We start from the raw sequence: 20,909 nt of genomic DNA on the forward strand, positions 1-20,909 counted from the left end.
TTCTAGTCTAGGCGCGTCATGATAGGGCTCACGGGGGCAGTTAAGCATGACGAGCGCAGCTTCGGCAGCATTGGGCAGGGCGGCCGCCCGGGAGGGTGTGCGCGATACGCTCCCGTTCTCTGCCTATGAGTGGATGCTGGCGCTGCGCTATCTGCGCGCCCGCCGCAAGGAAGGCTTCATCTCCGTCATCGCCGGCTTCTCCTTTACTGGCATCATGCTCGGCGTTGCGACGCTGATCATCGTCATGGCGGTGATGAACGGCTTCCGCAACGAGTTGTTCGCCAAGATCCTCGGCCTCAACGGCCACGTCATCGTCAACAAGATCGGCGGCCGGTTCGAGGACTACGACGAGGTGGCCAAGCGCATCGCCCGCGTACCCGGGATCAAGGCGGCGATGCCGCTCATCGAGGGGCAGGTGATGGTCTCCTCGGCCGTGCAGGCCACCGGTGCGCTGGTGCGCGGCATGACCGAGGATGGCATGCGCGCGCTGCCGCTTATCGCCGACAACATCCGCTTCGGCTCGCTCAATGGCTTCGGCCAGGGAAGCGGCATCGCCATCGGCACGCGGCTCGCCAACATGCTGCGCGTCAACGTCGGCGACACGATCACGCTCGTCTCGCCGCGCGGTGCTTCGACGCCATTCGGCACGGCGCCGCGTACCAAGCCATACGTGGTCACCGCGCTGTTCGAGATGGGCATGGCCGAATACGACCGCACCATGGTGTTCATGCCGCTGCTCGAAGCGCAGCGCTACTTCTCGCGCGGGCCCGAGGTGGACGCCATCGAGGTCGTCGTCGACAATCCGGGCGCCATCGACAATTTCGTGCGCGAGATGAAGCGTGCGGTGGGGCCGACCAACCACGTCTCCGACTGGCGGGCGCGCAACGAGACCTTCTTCACCGTGCTCGAGGTCGAGCGCAACGTGATGTTCATCATCCTGTCGCTGATCGTGCTGGTCGCCGCGCTCAACATCATCTCCGGCCTGATGATGCTGGTGAAGGACAAGGGCCGCGACGTCGCCATCCTGCGCACCATGGGGGCCACGCGCGGGGCGATGATGCGCGTGTTCCTCATTACCGGCGCCTCCATCGGCGTGGTCGGCACCTTTGCCGGGCTGATCCTCGGCATCGTCTTCTGCCTCAACATAGAATCGATCCGCGAGCTGGTTTCGTGGATGACCAGCACCACGCTGTTCGATCCCAACGTCTACTACCTGACGCGGCTGCCGGCCGACATGGAGCCGCGCGAGACCGCGGCCATCGTCGGCATGGCGCTCGCCCTTTCCGTCCTCGCCACGCTCTACCCGTCGTGGCGTGCCTCCACACTCGATCCCGTCGAAGCGCTGCGCTACGAATGAGCGACCGTCGCATGACCATACTGGCCGAGGAGCTGCTAGCCGTGCGAGACAACGGGCGGGACGTTGGCCTGCACCCCGTGCTGAGGCTCGACCGGCTGGTGCGCGTCTTTCATCAGGGGCCGCGACGCATCTCGGTGCTGAACGGCGCCTGCGCCGATATCTATCCGGGACAGGCGGTGGCCCTCGTTGGCCCCTCGGGCGCCGGCAAGTCGACGCTGCTGCACATCGCCGGGCTGCTCGAGACGCCGGACGGCGGCCACGTGGTCGTCAATGGGCACGACTGCACCGGCATGAGCGATACCGAGCGCACGCGCGTGCGCCGCGTGCAGATGGGCTTCGTCTACCAGTTCCACCAATTGCTGCCGGAGTTCTCGGCGCTCGAGAACGTCGTTATCCCGCAGATGATCCTCGGCCGCAGCAAGAGGCGCGCCGCTGCCCGCGCCAAGCAGCTGCTGGGGGCGCTGGGTCTCGCCGAGCGCGTCGATCACCGCCCGGCGCAGCTCTCCGGCGGCGAGCAGCAGCGCACCGCGATTGCCCGCGCGCTGGCCAACGATCCGCGCCTCATCCTCGCCGACGAGCCGACCGGCAACCTCGACCCGCACACGGCCGAGCACGTGTTCGACGCGCTGGTGCATCTCATCCGCACCACTGGCGTTGCGGCGCTGATCGCCACCCACAACCTCGATCTGGCGCGCCGCATGGACCGCGTGCTGCGCCTCGACAACGGCCTGCTGATCGAGGTTCCGCCCGCCTCCGTGCGCTAGACTAAGATCAGCGTGGTCAATGCAGACAATCCTGCTCGGCGAGTAAACGGCGGATGTTTTCGGCCTGCACTCGCCTCCGAGCGATGACGCCATCCGTAACGTCATAGCAAGTGTCGCCCCGCCACTCGCGATAGGTGCGGTGCTCAGCCGAGGCGAGCAGCTTCTCGAGTATCTTCAACTCGCGACGCCAGTAGGCATTGATGGTTTGCATGTGGCCCCCGCCCATGTGCTTTCCCCTAAGCAAACCTAGAGGTGAGCTGCGTCGTGGCCCGTGTCAACGGCTACTCAGTACCGAGAGCAATTTCAAACAGAGACAGTGCCCTCCACTCGGCGCGCCGCGGTAGAAGGCGCGCAACAGGCCGCCGAGCGCGCCTCCCAAAAAAAGCTGAACCCGGTGTCGATTCCGGCGAGGTCCGTTCGTTGTGTCGGTGTAGCGAGAGGGCTGCCCTCGAGAAAAGCGCAAGGAGACACGCCGTGCCCAAGATGATCTTCGTGAACCTGCCGGTGAAGGATCTCGCCGCCGCGACCCGCTTCTACGAAGCCATCGGGTGCAAGAAGAACAAGCAGTTCAGCGACCACCAGGCGGCCTCGATGGTGTGGTCGGACAGCATCACCTTCCACCTGCTGACGCGCGACTACTTCGCGACCTTCGCGCCGAAGCCCGTCGCCGACGCGCGCGAGGCCTGCGGAGCGCTGTTCGCCTTGACCCGCGACAGCCGCGAGGCGGTGGACGCCATCACCGAGGCTGCGGCGGCGGCCGGCGGCAAGGCCGACCCGCGCGAGCGCATGGATATGGGCTGGATGTACAACCGCGCCTTCGAGGACACCGACGGCAACGTGTACGAGGCGGTGTGGATGGATATGGCGGCTGCGTCCGAAGCCATGGCCGCGCAGCACGCCAAGCCGGCCTGACGGCAAACGCGAGGAGAGGGGCACCTCAGTTCTTCTTCCTCCACCTCGATAGGGGAGGGGGAAAGAACCCCATTCTTGTGCCTCTGAACGCCCCGCGCTGGCGGTTGCTGCGTTGGATAAGTGCCCAGCGTTAGCCGCGCAGATGTGCATGCTGGTTTTGCTGACGCGCCCGTTAGCGTATCTAACAAGCCATGAACGCCCCGACTCGCCTGCCTGCTTCCGGAGAGCCTCCGGCGCCCGTGCGCGCGCGCTTCGTGCACCTTAAAGTGCACTCCGCCTATTCGCTGCTCGAAGGCGCGCTGCCTATCGGCAAGCTGGCCAAGCTCGCCGCCGCGCACAACTTTCCCGCTCTCGGTCTCACCGACACCAACAACCTCTACGGGGCGCTGGAGTTTTCCGACAAGCTGGCGGACGCCGGCATCCAGCCGATCATCGGCGTCACGCTTACGGTCGATTTCGCGGATCGGCGCCACGACGCAACCGAGCGCGGCACGCCGGTGCAACGCGCCCCCGGCGATGGCAACATCGCGCTCTTGGCGATGAACGAGGCCGGCTACGCCAACCTCATGAAGCTCGTCACCCGCGCCCATCTCGATGCGGCCGATGTCGAGGCGGCACACACCACGCCGAGCGTGCTCGCCGCGCACGCGGACGGGCTGATCGCGCTGACGGGTGGTCCCGACGGTCCGATCGACCGGGCGCTGCGTGACAGTCAGAGGGGGCTCGCCGAGGCGCGCCTCGATAGCCTCAAGACGATGTTCGGCGACCGGCTGTACGTCGAGATGCAGCGCCACGGTCTCAAGTCCGAGCACGACGTCGAGCCGCAACTCTTGGCTCTCGCCTACGCCAAGCACATTCCCATCGTCGCCACCAACGAGGCCTATTTCGCCTCGCCCGACGATTATGAGGCGCACGACGCGCTGCTGTGCATTGCCGCCGGCCGCTACGTGGTCGAGGACGACCGCCGCCGCGTCACGCGCGAGCACGACTTCAAGAGCGCCGAGGCGATGGCCGAGGTGTTTGCCGACCTCCCCGAGGCGCTCGACAACACCATCGAGATCGCCAAGCGCTGCGCCTTCCGGCCCAAGGGCCGCAAGCCGATCCTGCCGCGCTTCGTTGCCGCCGATAAGGAATTGAGCGCCGAGGAGGTCGCCAAGCTCGAGGCCGAGGAGCTGCGCCGCCAGGCCGAGCAGGGGCTCACCGCGCGCCTTGCCGCTTCCCCGCCCGCCGAGGGCTTCACGCGCGAGGACTACGAGAAGCGGCTCGCCTACGAGCTCGACGTCATCGCGCGCATGAAATTCCCCGGCTACTTCCTCATCGTCGCCGACTTCATCAAGTGGGCGAAGGCGCAGGGCGTGCCGGTGGGGCCGGGGCGCGGCTCCGGCGCCGGCTCGGTCGTCGCCTGGGCGCTGACCATCACCGACCTCGATCCCTTACGCTTCGGGCTGCTGTTCGAGCGCTTCCTCAATCCCGAGCGCGTGTCGATGCCCGACTTCGACATCGACTTCTGCCAGGACCGGCGCGATGAGGTGATCCGCTACGTGCAGGGCAAGTACGGACACGACCGCGTGGCGCAGATCATCACCCACGGCAAGCTGCAGGCGCGCGCCGTCTTACGCGACGTCGGCCGCGTGCTGCAGATGCCGTACGGGCAGGTCGATCGGCTGTGCAAGCTGGTGCCCAACAACCCGGCCAACCCGGTCACGCTGCCCGAGGCCATCGCCGGCGAGCCGAAGCTGCAGGAGCAGATCGAGGCCGACCCCATGGTGGCGCGCCTGGTCGAGATCGCGCAGAAGCTCGAGGGGCTCTACCGCCACGCCTCGACGCACGCCGCCGGCATGGTCATCGGCGACCGGCCGCTGGTCGAATTGGTGCCGCTGACGCGCGATCCGAAATCCAACTCGCCCGTCACCCAGTTCAACTGGAAGCTGGTCGAGGCGGCGGGCCTCGTGAAGTTCGACTTCCTCGGCTTGAAGACGCTGACCGTGCTGCAGAAGGCGGTCGAGCTCGTCCGCCGCGGTCGGGGCGTGGACATCGACCTCGCCAAGCTGCCGCTCGACGACAGGAAATCCTACGAGCTCCTCGCCAAGGCGGACACGGTCGGCGTGTTCCAGCTGGAAAGCACGGGCATGCGCGAGAGCTTGAAGCGCCTAAAGCCCGACCGCTTCGAGGACATCATCGCCATGGTGGCGCTGTATCGCCCCGGCCCCATGGATAACATCCCCACCTACATCAACCGCAAGCACAACGAGGAGCCGGTCGACTATCTGCACCCGATGCTGGAGGGCATCCTGAAGGAGACCTACGGCGTCATCATCTACCAGGAGCAGGTGATCCAGATCGCCCAGGTGATGGGCGGCTACACGCTCGGCCAGGCCGACCTCTTGCGGCGCGCCATGGGCAAGAAGGACAAGGTCGAGATGGCGCGCCATCAGGCCAAGTTCGTCGAGGGCGCCATGGCGCGGGGCGTCAAGAAGAGTGAGGCGACCTACATCTTCGAATTGGTCGACAAGTTCGCCGGCTACGGCTTCAACAAGTCGCACGCGGCGGCCTACGCGCTGGTCAGCTATCACACCGCCTTTATGAAGGCGAACTACCGCGAGGAGTTCCTCGCCGCCTCCATGACGCTCGACATGAGCAACACCGACAAGCTCGCCATGTTCGCCGCCGAGGCGAAGCGGAGCGGCATCGCGGTGGAGCCGCCGTGCGTCAACGCCTCTGAGGTCGACTTCCTCGCCGAGCCGGCGCGCGAGGCCGGCAAGGCGGGGGCCATCCGCTACTCGCTCGCCGCCCTGAAGAACATCGGCGCCAGCGCCGTGGCGACGATCGTCGAGGACCGCAAGGAGAAGGGAGCCTTCAAGTCACTCGCCGATTTTTCGGCGCGGCTCAATCCGAAAGCACTCAACAAGCGCGGCATCGAGACGCTTGCCGCTGCTGGTGCATTGGATGCGCTGGAGCCCAACCGCGCGCTCGTTGCTGCCAACGTCGATCAGATCCTCGGGCGAGCGCTGGAGCGCGAGCGAGACGGCATCGTCGGTCAGCACAATCTCTTCATGCCGTTTTTTCCCGGCGTAGATGCCTTTCCCGGTGACCGGGGCCTAGACATGCGGCCGACGACACCCTGGACGCCGATGGAGCGCTTGAGCCACGAGTTCGACGCCGTCGGCTTCTACCTCTCCGGCCATCCGCTCGACCAATACGAGCCGGCGCTGCAGAAGCTGGGCATCAAGCGCTACGCCGAGTTCGAGGCGATGACCGAGCGCGGCTCGTGCACGGGCGCGCTCGCCGGCATCGTCATCTCGGCGCGCGAGCGCAAATCGCAAAAGGGCAACAAGTTCGCCTTCGGCATGTTCTCCGACACCACCGGGCAGTTCGAGGCGGTGATCTTCTCCGACACGCTGGCCGCCGCGCGCGATCTTCTGGAGCCCGGCACGCCCGTCAAGCTTGCGGTCGCGGCCGAGCGCGACGGCGACACGGTGAAGATGCGCATCGAGGGGATCGAGTCGCTCGACAAGGCCGTGGCCAGCGTGCAGCGCGGTCTCAAGGTGGTGCTCGACCGCCGCGTGATCGAGAGGAATGCCGACGCGCTGGCGCTGATACGGTCGCACCTCAAGGCCGGCGGCAAGGGCGAGGTGCATCTCGTGCTGCCGCTCGCCGACCGTGGCCGCGAGGTCGAGTTCGTGATGCCCGGCCGCTACGACGTCTCCCCGGGCCGCGCCGGCATCCTCTCCACCGCCCCCGGCGTCGTCGAGGTCAGTGAACTGTGACCGGCCCCATAATCCGGTTTGATAAATGGTTGCGGCCCTGCATGCTGAGCCAGTAGATCCGCGCATCGGCGCCGCCGCGCCGGTTCTGACGTGAGAGCCAGGTCTTGGCATAGAGGATCAGACGGCAGCTGTCGGTGCGTAGGATGTCCTCGAAGACCGCTTCCCTCGTGCTTTTTGCTACCAGCCGCGGATTCTCTTCGACCTCTACCACGCTCGGCTTTGCGTCGCCGTCACGAGTGATACCGCACTCGCGCCTAGTCGCCCCGGTGCCGCGATGTCCAAGGCACGTCGCCAGCTGCGCTTCCGTCTCGGCAATCTGCTCGCAGGCGCGCCACACCAGATCTGACGCTTGAATGAAAGCGAGCTCGCCCGGGATGATATACATGCGGTAGGGGTAGACCTCTGTTGCGAGGAACGCTTTCCAATCGGCAAGGTCGCCTGAACCCTGACGCCAGGCCTTGAGGCCGTGCGCCAGCGTGATGCAGGGCCTCAAGGCCGGGTCGAGCCCACCGTAGAACTGATTGTAGGTCCGCTCCGCCTCACTGCTATCCCTAAACTGTCCCGCAACGGCGACTGGGCCGGAGCACTGCACGTCCAGAGAACCGAGCACCGCAATCATCGTCAACTCGATGGAGTCGCGGTAAAGCGCTCCGGCCCTGCGGCCGGCGAAGTATGCGGCCTCTCCAAAATTGAGGAGGGCCTCAATGAGTTTGCCCGTGCTGGCGACAACCTCGGCCGAAGAAGAAACGGCATCGACAACTTTGCCGAAGCTGGACAAAGCTTTGAGCAGCGGGGCGGTGTCGCTGGCTTGAGAAATGACGAGCGACACCAGGCTTTCATTTTCATGCTGGGAAAACACGGCAACGGCGAGCCGGATCACCGCCACCTCCAATTCCGCCATTCGTTCGTCGAAATAGACGCAATCTCCTGGTCGAGCGTATGCGCAAGCAAAGGCGTCGAAGGAAACATTCACGGCAGTGTTTATATGCTGTGCAATTAGCTGCCTTTCGGACTTGTAGTAATTTTCGCGGGACATGCGGGCTAGCGAGCCGATCAAGGTGTAGGCCCGCAACACGCGCATCTGCTTGGTATCGGCCAGTATCCAGCGCTCGTCGAGCTTCAAATCGACAATTCCGCCGCGGTTGTTGAGCTCGGCATCGAGAAAGCCGACGCAGCCGGAGCAACATAGGGCGGGAATGATTGCGGCAATGAGTGCGGAAAATCGGCGCAAATCACCGTGGCGCGAAACTATCGCGCGAAACAAACTCGCAAACATTCTTGCCCCCAAGATACGCGGGTTATAGAGTTACATCATATATAAACGGGGGCAGACTAATTGAGCACTTTACGTTTGGTAAATGCTATTTGGGGATGTGATGCGCAAATGATTTCCTGTGTGTTTTTGATGCAACGGTAATTGTCAGTTGCCAGGTCTCCGCGCCCTCCGCGGCGTTGCGTTGGGAAAGTGTTAGAATTCTAAATGTAGTCTGAGGCCCAGCACCCAATCGATACAATTTGTGCAAAGGGCTTCCCAGCCGTGCTCCGCTCAGCTCTTGGTGCCGCCGCTCTCTTCGCGTTCCTGGCCGCCGACGCCGGCGCCGGCTACTGCCCGCGGCCGCTGCACCGCGCCACGCGTCTCATCATCGTCACTGTCCCCGACATGGCCGCCGTCAAGGCGACGCTGCATACCTTCGTGCGCAAATCGCCGGCGGCTCGGTGGGAGCGCAGCGGGCTGCCGGAGCCGGCCGTGGTCGGCAGCACCGGCATCGGCTGGTCGGAGGACTTCGACCACCTCGCCAGGAAAGACGAGCCGATCAAGCGCGAGGGCGACAAGCGCACGCCGGCCGGAATCTTCCGCGTCGCCGGGCCGTTCGGCTTCGAGCCGAGCAAGCTCAAGGGCTATGTGCAGCTCAGCCGCGGCAAGAGCGTCTGCGTCGACGACCCGACCTCGCTCCTCTACGGCAAGATCGTCGACAAGAGCCTCGCCAAATCGGTGCAGAGCAGCGAGGACATGGGGGCGGTGCCGGGCTTGAAGCGTGGCATGATCGTCGATTACCCGGCGCGGCGCGGCGCCAAGGGCGGCAGCTGCGTCTTCTTGCACGTATGGGAGGGCGAGGGCGTCGGCACTGCCGGGCGTATCGCGCTTCCCGAGGAGCGGGTCGCCGTGCTGCAGCAGTGGAGCGGCAAGGGGTTTACCGCCATCGCCATCCTCACCGAGGAAGCGGCGCCGCGCTTCAAGGGCTGCCTGCCGCTGGAGAGCGCAACGAGCCGCTCCGACCAGCCGGCGGTGGTGCCGCTGCCGCATCCGCGCCGCGCGCACAAGGACCAGCGCGCCGAGATTGCGCGGTAGCTCTGCGCGACACGAGCGGAAAGAAGCATTGCATGCGGTGAGCATCGCACAAGCTGATGGCCGGCGCTCGCGCCGGGGCGCGTCCATGCGGAGCATGGCTTCGCCATGACGCGCCCTTGCCCGCTTCGCGGGCCAAGAAGCGCGCTCAAGCTTCCACTTGCCGCCGAAGGCGGCCAGGGCCCAAGGGGCCCCGCGCCTTAGGCGCGGTGATCAGCTCGCGTCATGCCCCGCACACGAAGCTTGTCGAAGCTCGTGTCACTACTTCCAAAATCTATCGTAGAGGCTGAGGCCGATCTCGATGGCAATGAGCGCGATGATGTACCACTCGAGCCGGTGGGAAGTGCGCGTCGCGAAGAGATCGGTGAGCGTATCGGCCGTGCCGCGGATGACGTCGAGCTTGCGCGAGATGGCGCGCCCGCGCTGGGTGAGGTCGTACTCCTCGACGAGGCGCGCCCAGAAGCGCTCCAGCTCCGGGTGGTCCCACAGCACGTCGGGCTTCTCGTCGAGGTCGACGCGCGCGGCGAGCCGCTGCTGAATGAGCAACGCTTCGCCGATCTGCTCCAAAAGCGCGCCCTGCGGCTCGGCCGGCAGCCGGCGATGCTTGAGCGACTGGGCGACGGTGTCGATGCGATCGAAGGCGGCCGCGAGGCGGCGCTCGTCGTAGGCGAAGGCAACGCTCATCGCCAAGGCTTCGGCGACGAGCAACAGCCGATCGGGGTCGGCCGACTTGATCTGCAGATCGCCGGAGGGTGAGACGAGAGCGTCCTCCTCCGGCTTGACGATCAGCCGTATCGTCTCCGTCTCGCGGTCGGCGAGCGGCGCGATGATGCGGTCGGCGAGGCCGCGGATGAGCTGCTCCTCGTCGACCGGGTTCATGCCGATGAACACCGCCGCACCGGACTTGAACAGCACGGCGATGCCGTCACCGCTCGTCCGGAAGGCGAGGGGGACGGCCGAGAAAGCGTCCTCGCGCTCCAGCCCCTTGACGTCGATGCGCTCGCCGAGCTGCAGCGCCCTGACGTGTATTGCCTTGTTGTTCATGCCACTTTCCGCCGCCCCACGGTCTTAACGATAGCCACGCCGGGCCTCCAGCTTGTCATTTCCGGGTCAAGACTCTATAAGCGCGCCATCTCACACGTGGACCTCGCTGCCTAAGCGGATTGAAAGCCCCGCTTGGCGCTCCGGTGGACGGCGCTGCCGTTCTCTATGGGTCCGCGGAGGAACAACCGGAAAAGGACTACCCATGACGCTTCCTGCGTTCAATATGCGTCAGCTTTTGGAAGCTGGCGTGCACTTCGGTCACCAGTCGCATCGCTGGAACCCCAAGATGGCGCCCTTCATCTACGGCGCCCGCAACAACATCCACATCATCGATCTGACGCAGACAACACCGATGCTGCATCAGGCCCTCGTCAAGATCTCCGACACCGTCGCCAACGGTGGGCGCGTGCTGTTCGTCGCCACCAAGCGGCAGGCTTCCGACTCGATCGCCGACAGCGCCAAGCGCAGCGCCCAATACTTCATCAACCACCGTTGGTTCGGCGGCACGCTCACCAACTGGAAGACCATCTCCCAGTCGATCCGCCGCCTGCGCCAGCTCGACGACATCCTCGCCGATCCGCAGGGACGCACCAAGAAGGAAGTCCTCAACCTGACGCGCGAGCGCGACAAGCTCAATCAGGCGCTGGGCGGCATCAAGGACATGGGCGGCACGCCGGACCTTCTGTTCGTCATCGACACGAACAAGGAGAGCATCGCCATCCAGGAGGCGCGCAAGCTCGGCATTCCGATCGTCGCCATCGTCGACACCAACTGCGATCCCGACGGCATCGACTTCCCGATCCCGGGCAACGATGACGCCGGCCGCGCCATCACGCTCTACTGCGATCTCGTCGCGCGCGCCGCGCTCGACGGCCTGGAGCGCAGCCAGACGGCGGCCGGAGTGGACGTCGGTGCCTCCGAGGCACCTCCGAGCGAGAGCCTCCCCGCCGTCTTCAAGGGCATCGAGGCGCCGCGCGGCGAAGCCGATGATCTGAAGCGCATCACCGGCATCACGCCGAAGCTCGAGCAGCGTCTCAACGACGCCGGCGTCTTCCACTTCTGGCAGATCGCCGATCTCGACGCCGAGCAGACTGCGGCGCTCGACCGCAAGCTCCGACTGAAGGGCCAGATCGGCACCGAGAAGTGGACGGAGCAGGCCAAGAAACTGGTCGAATCGGCCGCCGCCTGAGCGGCCGGACGCCTCACCCATCTGCCAACCCGCGGGCGCCCCCATGCCATGTGCTATGGGCGCCCGCCAAGCTAATGAGCTGATCCATGACGATTTCCGCGAGTCTCGTGAAGGAACTGCGCGAAAAGACCGGCGCCGGCATGATGGACTGCAAGGCGGCGCTCACCGAGGTGAAGGGCGACATCGAGGCGGCCATCGACTGGCTGCGCAAGAAGGGCTTGTCGAAAGCGGCCAAGAAGGCCGGGCGCGTCGCCGCCGAGGGCCTCATTGGCATCGCCGCCTCGGGCAAGATGGGTGCCGTCGTCGAGGTCAACTCGGAGACGGACTTCGTCGCCCGCAACGAGCAGTTCCAGGAGATGGTGACCAACATCGCTTCGCTCGCCGGCCAGGCGAAGGGCGACGTGGCCAAGCTGCTGGCCGCCACCTATCCGGGCAAGAAGATCACCGTCGAGGATCAGGTGAAGGAGCTCATCGCCACCATCGGCGAGAACATGAGCGTGCGCCGTACCGCGACGCTCGAGGTCCCGTCCGGCGTCGTCGGCTCCTACATGCACAACCAGGTCGCCCCTGGCCTCGGCAAGATCGGCGTGCTCGTGGCGCTCGAGTCGTCCGGCAAGAACGCCGACGAGCTCGCCGCGCTGGCGCGCCAGATCGCCATGCACGTCGCCGCCACCAACCCGGTGGCGCTCGATCTCGCCGGCGTGCCGGCCGAGACGCTCGCGCGCGAGAAGGCGATCCTCGCCGACAAGAACCAGGGCAAGCCGCCGCAGGTCATGGAGAAGATCGTCGCCAGCGGCATGAAGAGCTACGCCAAGGACAACTGCCTGCTCGATCAGGCCTACATCCACGACCCCTCCAAGAGCGTGGCGCAGGCCGTGAAGGAGGCGGAAGGCAAGGTCGGCGGACCGGTGAAGGTGACCGGCTTCGTGCGCTACGCGCTCGGCGAGGGCATCGAGAAGAAGGAAGACGACTTCGCCGCCGAGGTGGCTGCCGCCGTCGGCGCCAGCAACTAATGCAACAGCGCCTGTCGAGCGCGCCCTGAGAGGGGCGCGCTCTAGTGTGATGATCGAGAAATTCGCCATCATCGGCTGCGAGGTATCGAGCGAATTCCTCGATCTGAATCACACTAGCGAGTCTATGGTCCTAGTGTCCCCTTGATCTCGACGTTCGCTCCGGAACCCAGCAGCAACCACGGGCGAACGTCGAGATCGGGACACTAGGCGAATCCCCGCCCGGCGCGCTAGTTAGGATCGCCGGCCGGCCTGCGGCCCCCGGCTGCACCGCGGCGCAAACGAGGAGGCGGTCATGGCAGCTGCAGCGACGACCGGGGCGGGCGGCGCATCCGGGCTCGTCTACAAGCGGCTTCTCCTGAAGCTCTCCGGCGAAGCCCTGATGGGCAAGGGCGAGTTCGGCATCGACATGGCGGTCGTCGAGCGCCTGGCGCGCGAGATCGCCGAGGCCGTCTCCGCCGGGGCCGAGATCGCCGTCGTCGTCGGCGGCGGCAACATCTTCCGCGGCCTCGCCGGCGCTGCCAAGGGCATGGAGCGCGCCACCGCCGACTACATGGGCATGCTGGCGACGGTGATGAATGCGCTGGCGCTGCAGAACGCACTGGAGAACGCCAACACGCCGGCGCGCGTGCTCTCCGCCATTCCGATGCCGACGGTGTGCGAGAGCTACGTGCGCCCCAAGGCGCTGCATCACATGAAGTCCGGCCGCGTCGTCATCTTCGCCGCCGGCACCGGCAACCCTTTCTTCACCACCGATACGGCGGCGACACTGCGCGCCATCGAGATGGACTGCCAGGCGGTGGCCAAGGCCACCAAGGTCGACGGCGTCTACGACAGCGATCCGCGCACGAACGCGCACGCCAAGCGCTTCGACAGACTCGGGTATTCCGAGGTTTTAGCGCGCGATCTCAAGGTGATGGACGGCGCCGCAATCGCCCTTGCTCGCGACAACGGACTTCCGGTAATTGTCTTTTCCATCGAGGAGCCGGGCAACCTGTTGAAAGTGTTGCGCGGCGATGGGCGGGCGACCGTCATCGAATGACCGGTTTTGCATCGGCGCGCGCTCCGGCGAAGTAATTGACCTGGCACACTGGTGGCGGCGAAGCTGAATTGCTCCCGCCCGCGCGCCGAAGGAGACGACAATGCCCAGCGGTACGTTTGATCTCAACGATCTCGAGAAGCGCATGCGCGGCTCGATCGAAGCTCTGAAGCGCGAGTTGTCGGGATTGCGCACAGGGCGCGCCAGCGCGCACCTGTTGGACCCCATCCAGGTCAGCGTCTACGGCTCCAAGATGCCGCTCAACCAGGTGGCGACCGTCTCGGTGCCGGAGCCACGCACCATCTCGGTGCAGGTGTGGGACAAGGGCAACGTCTCCGCCGTCGACAAAGCGATCCGCGAGGCCAACCTGGGGCTCAATCCGATTGTTGATGGCGCGCTGCTGCGTTTGCCGATCCCGACGCTCACCGCCGAGCGCCGCACCGAGCTCGCCAAGCTGGCGCACAAATACGCCGAGCACGGCCGCGTCGCCGTGCGCAACGTGCGCCGTGAGGGCATGGACCTTCTCAAGAAGCTGGAGAAGGATCACAAAATTAGCCAGGATGACCACCACAAGTCGTCCGCCAAGGTGCAGGAGCTCACCGATCGCCTGATCAAGGAGATCGACGATACGCTAGCCGCCAAGGAGGCGGAGATCCACAAGGTCTGAAGTCTTTGAGAACAGCGGTAATCCCGTTATCCTCGGCTTCGCGCCCCCTGCAACCGAAAGCCTAATCGCCGGTGACGGAAATCAAGACAAAGCCAGCACCGCCCGAGCGGGACGACGCTCAACCGCGGCACATCGCCATCATCATGGACGGCAATGGACGCTGGGCCAGCAAGCACGGCCTGCCGCGCGCCGTCGGCCACCGCAACGGCGTCGAGGCGGTGCGGCGCACGGTGCGCGCGGCGATCGAACTGGGCATTCCTTATCTCACGCTCTACAGCTTTTCGTCCGAGAACTGGTCGCGACCGGTCGACGAGATCGACGATCTCATGGGCCTCATGAAGCGCTTCATCCGCCGCGATCTTGCCGAGCTGCATCAGGCCGGGGTCAAGATCTGCGTCATCGGCGAGCGCACCAACGTTGATCCCGAGCTGATGACGCTCATCGACGAGGCCATCGAGCTGACGCGCGACAACCAGGCCATCACGCTGATCATCGCTTTCAACTACGGCGCCCGCGCCGAGATAGCCAAGGCGGCGCGCGCTCTTGCCGAGCAGGTCGCGGCCGGGACGCTGAAGCCGGCCGACATCACCGTCGATCGGCTCGGCGGCGCGCTCGACACCGCCGGCATCCCCGACCCCGATCTGCTCGTGCGCACCAGCGGCGAGATGCGCATCTCCAACTTCCTGCTCTGGCAGTGCGCCTATACCGAGTTCGTGTTTCTCGATGCCTACTGGCCCGACTTCGGCCGCGAGCTGCTGGAGGAGGCGATTGCCCGCTATCGCGCGCGCGAACGCCGGTTCGGCGGCCGCTCCAGACATTCGGTCATGTGAGGCATGCCATGCCCGACAACGTCGTAGCTACCGGGGTGGGCGGCATGCCCTGGCTGTCGAGCAATCTAAGGCTACGCATCGTCTCCGGCGCGGTGCTCGCCATTGTCGCCTTTGCGCTGGCCTATGCCGGGCCGCTGCCCTTCGCCGTTCTCGTTCTCGTCTGCGCGCTCGTCATCAGCTGGGAATGGGGGCGCCTGGTGCGCGGCGCCACATTCGACTTCGGCTACTTTGTGCATGCTGCCGCCGTCACGACGGCCATCGTGCTGGCCGCTGCCGGCTACGCGGCGCTGGCCCTTGCCGCGCTCGCCATCGCCGCCATCATCCTGGTGCCGCTCTACGTCGGTCGCGGCGCGCGCCTGTCGGCACTTGGGGTCTTCTACGTCGGCCTTCCCGCCGTGGCGCTGCTGTGGCTGCGCAGCGACGAGCCGTTCGGATTTGCCGCCGTGCTGCTGATCTTCGCTGTCGTCTGGGCATCCGATACCGCCGCCTACGCCGCCGGCCGCAGTATCGGCGGACCCAAGCTGTGGCCGCGCGTGTCGCCCAACAAGACGTGGGCGGGTCTTATTGGCGCGCTGTGCGCAGGCGGCCTCGCCGCCGCCGTCATCGCGGTGCTCGAGCCGGAAGCGGGTCCGGCGCGGCTCATCCTCGTCGGCATCGCTCTGTCGCTCGTCGCGCAGGCCGGTGACCTGGCGGAATCCGCGCTCAAGCGCCTGTTCAACCTCAAGGACGCCAGCGACCTCATCCCCGGCCATGGCGGCTTCATGGACCGCATGGACAGCATCGTCGCCGCCGCGGTGGCGGCCGCGCTGCTGGCCCTGGCCATCGACCCGCACGCCCCGGCGCGCGCACTTTTGTTCGGCGTATAGATGCAGTCATCGCGAAGAGGCACGGTGCGCACCGTCTCGGCCGGCCCTGTTCCGACCAACGGGCCCGGTGTGGCGCGCCGCTCGCTCAGCATTCTCGGTGCCACCGGTTCCATCGGCCAAAGCACGCTCGATCTCGTCGAGCGCAATCGCGAGGCGTTCGAAATCATCGCGCTGACGGCGCAAAACAACGTCACGAGCCTTGCCGAGGCGGCGCGGCGCACGCACGCGCGTCTTGCCGTCATCGGCGATCCGGCACGCTATGCCGAGCTGCAGACGGCGCTGGCCGGCACCGGCATCCGCGCCGCGGCCGGCCCGCAAGCCGTCATTGCGGCTGCCGCCGAGCCGGCCGACTGCGTCATGGCGGCGATCGTCGGCGCCGCCGGTCTCGAGCCGACCTTCGAGGCCGCCCGCCAGGGACGCCGTCTGGCGCTCGCCAACAAGGAATGCCTCGTCTCCGCCGGCGAGGTGTTCATGGCCGCCGTCGCCGACGCCGGCACCGAACTGCTTCCCGTCGACAGCGAGCACTCGGCGGCGCTGCAGGCGCTGGCCGGCGCCGCGCCCGAGAGCATCGAGCGCATCGTGCTCACCGCGTCGGGCGGCCCGTTCCGCACCTGGACCAGCGAGCAACTCCAACACGCCACCCCGGAGCAGGCGCTGCGCCACCCCAACTGGTCGATGGGCGCCAAGATCACCGTCGATTCCGCAACGCTGATGAACAAAGGCCTGGAGCTGATCGAGGCCTATCACCTGTTCCCCGTTAGCGCCGGGCAGCTCGGCATCGTCATTCACCCGCAGTCGATCGTGCATTGCCTCGTCAGCTACACCGACGGCTCGGTGATCGCCCAGATGTCCTTTCCCGACATGCGCACGCCCATCGCCCTCGCCCTCTCCTGGCCGCAACGCATGAAGGCGCCGACGCGGCGCCTCGACCTCGCCGCGGTCGGCAGCCTCAGCTTCGAAGAGCCCGATGCGGCGCGTTTCCCGGCGTTAACCATCGCACGCGATGCTCTGGCAAAGGGGGGCACGGCGCCCGCCATCCTCAGTGCCGCCAATGAAATCGCCGTCGAGGCCTTTCTTGCCCGCCAAATCGGTTTTCTCGATATCGCTCGCAACGTCGCCGACACCATGGAAGCCGCGCAGGCAAAGGGCCTCGTCACTGCCGCCGATACCCTGAGCGACGTCCTCGCCGCCGACGCCGAGGGGCGCCGGCTGGCACAATCCCTGCTTGGTCGCTATGTCTAGTTGGCCGCCCTCCCGGGCGCGCGCGGCGCAGCCGCGATCGAGTTGGGGACGGGCGCCGAAATTGCCGTTTTTCCCGCGTATCCTCACCGGATTCGCGGCTGCCGCCGGGGCGCTCCCGGCGGCCCCACGAGAGATAGGAGAGAAATGCTCACGCTGGCCAACGTAGCCACCTCGATGCCGGGGGTGCTGCTCACCATTCTGCAGTTCCTTGTGGTGCTGACCATCGTGGTTTTCGTCCACGAGTTCGGGCACTTCATCGTCGCGCGCTGGTGCGGCGTCACGGTCAAGACGTTCTCCATCGGCTTCGGCAAGGAAATCTTCGGTTTCACCGACAAGAAGGGGACCCGCTGGCGCTTCGCCTGGATCCCGCTCGGCGGCTACGTGAAGTTCGTCGACGACGAGAACGCCGCCAGCCAGCCCTCCGCGGAGGCGCTGGAGCGCATGTCGGCGGCCGAGCGCGCGGGTGCCTTCCAGAACAAGCCTCTGTGGCAGCGCGCGGCCGTCGTCGCCGCCGGTCCCATGGCAAATTTCGTTTTGGCGATAGCGGTTTATGCCGCGGTCAACTTGGCCTTCGGCGTGCGCACGATCACCCCCACGGTGGGCGAGGTGAAGGTCGGAATGCCGGCCGCCGCGGCCGGCATCAAGCCCGGGGACGTGATCACCAGCATCGATGGCTGGACTATTGAAGGGTTCGAGGACATCCAGCGCGTCGTCGGGGTTAACGGCGGGCGGCCGCTCAAATTCGGCATCAACCGCGGCGGCGAGAAGCTGACGCTCGAGGTCACGCCTGAGGTGCGCGAGCAGAGCGACAGCTTCGGCGGCACGTTCCGGCGCGGGCTGATCGGCATCGCGCCCTCGAGCGTCGCCGGGCTGAAAGAGGCCAAGTCCGTCGGCCCGCTCGAGGCCCTGCGGCTCGGCATCCGCGAGACCTACACCAACATCGCCCACACCTTGCAGGGCATCGCTGACATTGTGACGCAGCGCCAGGCCGCCGACCAAATGGGTGGCCCCATCCTGATGGCGCAGGTGACCGCCCGGGTGGCCGAGGGAGGCATCGAGCCGCTGTTGCGCTGGATCGCCTTCATCTCGGCCAACATCGGCTTTCTCAACCTACTGCCGATCCCGGTGTTGGATGGTGGACATCTTGTTTATTACGCCATCGAAGGGGTGCTTCGGCGACCCATGAGCCGGCGCATGCAGGAGATCGGATTCCAGATCGGCGTGGCGCTCGTGCTGATGCTGATGGTGTACGTGAATTTGAACGATTTATTGCGGGTGTGGCGGGGATGGACCGGTGCCGGCTGAAATGGTGTTCAGTGACGTAATCTTGCCACTTCCACACCCCTTTCTGAATCGTTAAGAACGGCTGTACACAGGGGAGTGCGCTCACAAGAAGAATCAGGCTCACTAGCCAGTTTCCAATGTGCACGTGTTAGTCATGCGGTGCGGTGTCCCGAAGCCGACGGGATCCGCCACCGAGGGGGAGTTCGGCAATAACGAGGGCATAGTCACGAATGCCTGTGGTCCGAGCCATTGCGGTGAGAGTCTGTCACCTAGCGTTGCTTGTGGCGGTCATCTCATCGGGGGGTGTGTGCGTCGGCGGCGCATTGTACTCCGTACCTGCCCAAGCCCAGGGCGCTACCATCCGGGCCATCAACGTCCAAGGCAACAAGCGGGTCGAACCGGAGACGGTTCGCTCGTACCTACAGTTCTCCGTCGGCAGCCCCTATGACCCGGCTAAGGTCGACGGCTCCATCAAGGCGCTGTTCGCCACCGGCCTGTTCTCCGACGTGCGCATCGACCGCTCGGGCGCCGACGTCATCGTCACCATCGTCGAGAACCCGGTCATCAACCAGGTCGCCTTCGAGGGTAACAGCGAGATCGACACCGAGACGCTGCGCAACGAGGTGCAGCTCAAGCCGCGCTCGGTGTTCACCCGCGCCCGCGTCCAAGCCGATGTGCAGCGCGTGCTCGACGTCTACCGCCGTCAGGGCCGCTATGCGGCGACGGTGGAGCCGAAGATCATCGAGCTCGAGCAGGACCGCGTAAATCTCGTGTTCGAGATCAACGAGGGTGCCGCCACCAAGGTGAAGGGCATTCACTTCGTCGGCAACAAAGCCTTCTCCGACAGCCAGCTGCGCGACGTCGTCTCGACGACCGAGAAGGGCTGGTTCGACTTCTTGAAGGGCACCGCGGTCTACGATCCCGACCGCATGAGCCTCGATCGCGAGCTGCTGCGCCAGTACTACCTGAAGAATGGCTATGCCGATGTGCAGGTGACGGCGGCCAACGCCGAGCTCGACCGCGACGGCTCGGGCTTCTTCATCACCTACTCGATCGAGGAAGGCGAGCAGTACGAGTTCGGCGGCAGCAACATCGAGAGCACCGTCGCCTCCATCGACCCGAGCAAGTTCAAGGGCGATGTCCTGACCGACGAAGGCGACACCTATAACGCGCAGTTGATCGACAAGTCGGTCGAGAAGCTGACCCTCGCCGTGTCGCAAGACGGCTATGCTTTCGCCCGCGTCCGCCCACAGGCGGTGCCCGATCCGGTGACGCGCAAGATCGCGCTCAACTACGTCATCGAGGAAGGTCCGCGCGTCTACATCGAGCGCATCAACGTCACCGGCAACACGCGCACCAAGGACTACGTCATCCGGCGCGAGTTCAAGGTGGCGGAAGGCGACGCCTACAACCCGCTGATGGTCGATCAGGCCAAGAAGCGCCTCACCAACCTCGGCCTGTTCAAGGCGGTCGAGGTCAAGCGCCGCCCCGGCAGCGCCCAGGACCGCGTCGTCCTCGACGTGGAGTTGGTCGAGCAGTCCACCGGCGAATTGTCCTTCGGCGCCGGCTACTCGACGGCGGAAGGCGTCATCGGCGATGTTTCCATCACCGAGCGCAACCTGATGGGCAACGGCCAGTTCTTGCGCCTGCAGCTGTCCGGCTCGCTCGAGCGCTTGCAGGTGAACTTGAGCTTCACCGAGCCGCGCTTCCTCGACCGCAACCTCGCCGCCGGCTTCGACCTGTTCCACAAAGAGGTGGACCAGACCAGCCAGTCGGGCTTCGAGAGCCGCCGTACCGGCGGCAGCTTGCGGCTCGGCTTCCCGCTGTCCGAGAAGCTGTGGATGCAGACCGCCTACACGGCCTCGCGCGACCAGATCTTCAACGTGAGCGATTACGCCTCGCAGGCGATCCGGCAAGCCGAGGGCACGTCATACACCTCGCTGGTCGGCACCACGCTCACCTACGACCTGCGCAACGACCCGAAGAATCCGACCAAGGGTCTGTGGTTCCAGACCGGCGCCGACTTCGCCGGCCTCGGTGGCGACGTGCAGTACATCAGCCTGGCGGCGGAAGCCCGGGGCTACTACCCGATCACCGACAACATCACCTTCGTCGCCCGCGCCGTCGGCGGCTCGATCTCCGGCTGGGGCGGCCAGGACATCCGCCTCATCGACCTGTTCTTCAAGGGCGGTGAGACGGTGCGCGGCTTCGACCGTGCCGGCTACGGCCCGCGCGACTTGAACACCGGCGACGCGCTCGGCGGCCAGTACTACTGGGCGACGACGGCGGAGGTCCGCTTCCCCATTCCGTTCGTGCCCGACGACCTGGGCATTTCCGGTGCCGTGTTCGCCGACGCGGGCTCGTTGTGGGGCGCGAGCATCAACGGAGTGCCGCAGGGCTGTTCTGCGGGCGACACCTCGCAAGTCTGCCTTGCCGACAGCTCCAAGATCCGCTCCTCGGTCGGCGCCAGCTTGATGTGGGCCTCGCCGGTCGGCCCCATCCGCATGGACTTCGCCAAGGTTCTCACCAAGGAATCCTACGACGACGAGCAGTTCTTCCGCTTCGGCGCGGCGACGAAGTTCTAATCGTCG

17 protein-coding genes are annotated in these 20,909 nt (G+C 65.8%); 14 read left to right on the forward strand and 3 right to left on the reverse strand.

Annotation, left to right across the window (positions count from 1 at the left end):
* Nucleotides 1-46 precede the first annotated feature (46 nt).
* Together F9K20_RS11295 and F9K20_RS11300 are read left to right on the forward strand one after the other, a co-directional pair.
* Nucleotides 47-1,357 (forward strand): lipoprotein-releasing ABC transporter permease subunit, encoded by a 1,311-nt coding sequence (locus F9K20_RS11295; protein WP_291001376.1) that lies wholly within the window; start codon nucleotides 47-49, stop codon nucleotides 1,355-1,357.
* On the forward strand, nucleotides 1,354-2,121 hold the full coding sequence (locus F9K20_RS11300; RefSeq protein ID WP_291001379.1) for an ABC transporter ATP-binding protein: 768 nt from the start codon (nucleotides 1,354-1,356) through the stop codon (nucleotides 2,119-2,121). The genes F9K20_RS11295 and F9K20_RS11300 overlap by 4 nt, the downstream gene beginning before the upstream one ends.
* Before the next feature lie 16 nt (nucleotides 2,122-2,137).
* On the opposite strand, the gene F9K20_RS11305 is transcribed toward F9K20_RS11300, so the two are convergent.
* Nucleotides 2,138-2,332: a hypothetical protein gene (locus tag F9K20_RS11305; protein ID WP_291001381.1), complete on the reverse strand. Its 195-nt coding sequence runs from the start codon at nucleotides 2,330-2,332 to the stop codon at nucleotides 2,138-2,140.
* A 263-nt stretch (nucleotides 2,333-2,595) separates the two neighbouring features.
* Between F9K20_RS11305 and F9K20_RS11310 the strand changes: the two genes are divergently transcribed.
* Nucleotides 2,596-3,033, forward strand: a complete 438-nt coding sequence (locus tag F9K20_RS11310) for a VOC family protein (protein WP_291001383.1) — start codon at nucleotides 2,596-2,598, stop codon at nucleotides 3,031-3,033.
* Between the two features lie 191 nt (nucleotides 3,034-3,224).
* A complete protein-coding gene (gene dnaE, locus F9K20_RS11315; RefSeq protein WP_291001384.1) occupies nucleotides 3,225-6,800 on the forward strand; it encodes a DNA polymerase III subunit alpha in 3,576 nt (1,191 codons plus the stop codon).
* Here dnaE and F9K20_RS11320 read toward each other — a convergent pair.
* Nucleotides 6,787-8,076, reverse strand: a complete 1,290-nt coding sequence (locus tag F9K20_RS11320; RefSeq protein WP_291001386.1) for a hypothetical protein — start codon at nucleotides 8,074-8,076, stop codon at nucleotides 6,787-6,789. The genes dnaE and F9K20_RS11320 overlap by 14 nt on opposite strands.
* 261 nt (nucleotides 8,077-8,337) lie before the next feature.
* Here F9K20_RS11320 and F9K20_RS11325 point away from each other — a divergent pair, with 261 nt between their 5' ends.
* On the forward strand, nucleotides 8,338-9,150 hold the full coding sequence (locus tag F9K20_RS11325) for a hypothetical protein (RefSeq protein WP_291001389.1): 813 nt from the start codon (nucleotides 8,338-8,340) through the stop codon (nucleotides 9,148-9,150).
* Between the two features lie 258 nt (nucleotides 9,151-9,408).
* Here the strand turns inward: F9K20_RS11325 and F9K20_RS11330 are convergent, their stop codons facing one another.
* Nucleotides 9,409-10,191, reverse strand: a complete 783-nt coding sequence (locus F9K20_RS11330) for an RMD1 family protein (RefSeq protein ID WP_291001392.1) — start codon at nucleotides 10,189-10,191, stop codon at nucleotides 9,409-9,411.
* A gap of 202 nt (nucleotides 10,192-10,393) precedes the next feature.
* On the opposite strand from F9K20_RS11330, the gene F9K20_RS11335 reads away from it, so the two are divergent.
* From F9K20_RS11335 to bamA, 9 genes are all read left to right on the forward strand, one after another.
* The gene (locus tag F9K20_RS11335; RefSeq protein WP_291001395.1) at nucleotides 10,394-11,380 is read left to right on the forward strand and encodes a 30S ribosomal protein S2; all 987 of its coding nucleotides are present in this window, start codon (nucleotides 10,394-10,396) and stop codon (nucleotides 11,378-11,380) included.
* An 86-nt stretch (nucleotides 11,381-11,466) separates the two neighbouring features.
* Complete coding sequence (gene tsf, locus F9K20_RS11340) at nucleotides 11,467-12,393, forward strand: translation elongation factor Ts (protein WP_291001398.1); 927 nt, start codon at nucleotides 11,467-11,469, stop codon at nucleotides 12,391-12,393.
* Between the two features lie 292 nt (nucleotides 12,394-12,685).
* Nucleotides 12,686-13,432 carry a UMP kinase gene (gene pyrH, locus F9K20_RS11345; protein WP_291001402.1) on the forward strand — a complete coding sequence of 249 codons (747 nt, stop codon included), beginning with the start codon at nucleotides 12,686-12,688 and terminating at the stop codon, nucleotides 13,430-13,432.
* A gap of 100 nt (nucleotides 13,433-13,532) precedes the next feature.
* Nucleotides 13,533-14,096: a ribosome recycling factor gene (frr, locus tag F9K20_RS11350; protein ID WP_291001405.1), complete on the forward strand. Its 564-nt coding sequence runs from the start codon at nucleotides 13,533-13,535 to the stop codon at nucleotides 14,094-14,096.
* 71 nt (nucleotides 14,097-14,167) lie between these two features.
* Nucleotides 14,168-14,926: an isoprenyl transferase gene (locus F9K20_RS11355; protein ID WP_291001408.1), complete on the forward strand. Its 759-nt coding sequence runs from the start codon at nucleotides 14,168-14,170 to the stop codon at nucleotides 14,924-14,926.
* 8 nt (nucleotides 14,927-14,934) lie between these two features.
* A complete protein-coding gene (locus F9K20_RS11360; protein ID WP_291001411.1) occupies nucleotides 14,935-15,792 on the forward strand; it encodes a phosphatidate cytidylyltransferase in 858 nt (285 codons plus the stop codon).
* Nucleotides 15,793-17,034 (forward strand): 1-deoxy-D-xylulose-5-phosphate reductoisomerase, encoded by a 1,242-nt coding sequence (locus tag F9K20_RS11365; protein WP_291001414.1) that lies wholly within the window; start codon nucleotides 15,793-15,795, stop codon nucleotides 17,032-17,034. It abuts the gene before it with no gap.
* A 144-nt stretch (nucleotides 17,035-17,178) separates the two neighbouring features.
* Nucleotides 17,179-18,339 (forward strand): RIP metalloprotease RseP, encoded by a 1,161-nt coding sequence (gene rseP, locus F9K20_RS11370; protein ID WP_291001451.1) that lies wholly within the window; start codon nucleotides 17,179-17,181, stop codon nucleotides 18,337-18,339.
* Nucleotides 18,340-18,599: 260 nt separating this feature from the next.
* Complete coding sequence (gene bamA / locus F9K20_RS11375) at nucleotides 18,600-20,903, forward strand: outer membrane protein assembly factor BamA (protein ID WP_291001417.1); 2,304 nt, start codon at nucleotides 18,600-18,602, stop codon at nucleotides 20,901-20,903.
* The last annotated feature ends 6 nt before the right edge of the window (nucleotides 20,904-20,909 follow it).

Origin of the sequence: Hyphomicrobium sp., assembly GCF_009026145.1 — a bacterium.
Lineage (GTDB): Bacteria > Pseudomonadota > Alphaproteobacteria > Rhizobiales > Hyphomicrobiaceae > Hyphomicrobium_A.

Coding starts and splice junctions, on each gene's coding strand:
- pyrH (WP_291001402.1), top strand. CDS start 12,686: ATGGCAGCTGCAGCGACGACCGGGGCGGGCGGCGCATCCGGGCTCGTC.
- F9K20_RS11330 (WP_291001392.1), bottom strand. CDS start 10,191: ATGAACAACAAGGCAATACACGTCAGGGCGCTGCAGCTCGGCGAGCGC.
- F9K20_RS11295 (WP_291001376.1), top strand. CDS start 47: ATGACGAGCGCAGCTTCGGCAGCATTGGGCAGGGCGGCCGCCCGGGAG.
- F9K20_RS11300 (WP_291001379.1), top strand. CDS start 1,354: ATGAGCGACCGTCGCATGACCATACTGGCCGAGGAGCTGCTAGCCGTG.
- F9K20_RS11305 (WP_291001381.1), bottom strand. CDS start 2,332: ATGCAAACCATCAATGCCTACTGGCGTCGCGAGTTGAAGATACTCGAG.
- tsf (WP_291001398.1), top strand. CDS start 11,467: ATGACGATTTCCGCGAGTCTCGTGAAGGAACTGCGCGAAAAGACCGGC.
- rseP (WP_291001451.1), top strand. CDS start 17,179: ATGCTCACGCTGGCCAACGTAGCCACCTCGATGCCGGGGGTGCTGCTC.
- F9K20_RS11335 (WP_291001395.1), top strand. CDS start 10,394: ATGACGCTTCCTGCGTTCAATATGCGTCAGCTTTTGGAAGCTGGCGTG.
- dnaE (WP_291001384.1), top strand. CDS start 3,225: ATGAACGCCCCGACTCGCCTGCCTGCTTCCGGAGAGCCTCCGGCGCCC.
- frr (WP_291001405.1), top strand. CDS start 13,533: ATGCCCAGCGGTACGTTTGATCTCAACGATCTCGAGAAGCGCATGCGC.
- F9K20_RS11320 (WP_291001386.1), bottom strand. CDS start 8,076: ATGTTTGCGAGTTTGTTTCGCGCGATAGTTTCGCGCCACGGTGATTTG.
- F9K20_RS11360 (WP_291001411.1), top strand. CDS start 14,935: ATGCCCGACAACGTCGTAGCTACCGGGGTGGGCGGCATGCCCTGGCTG.
- F9K20_RS11365 (WP_291001414.1), top strand. CDS start 15,793: ATGCAGTCATCGCGAAGAGGCACGGTGCGCACCGTCTCGGCCGGCCCT.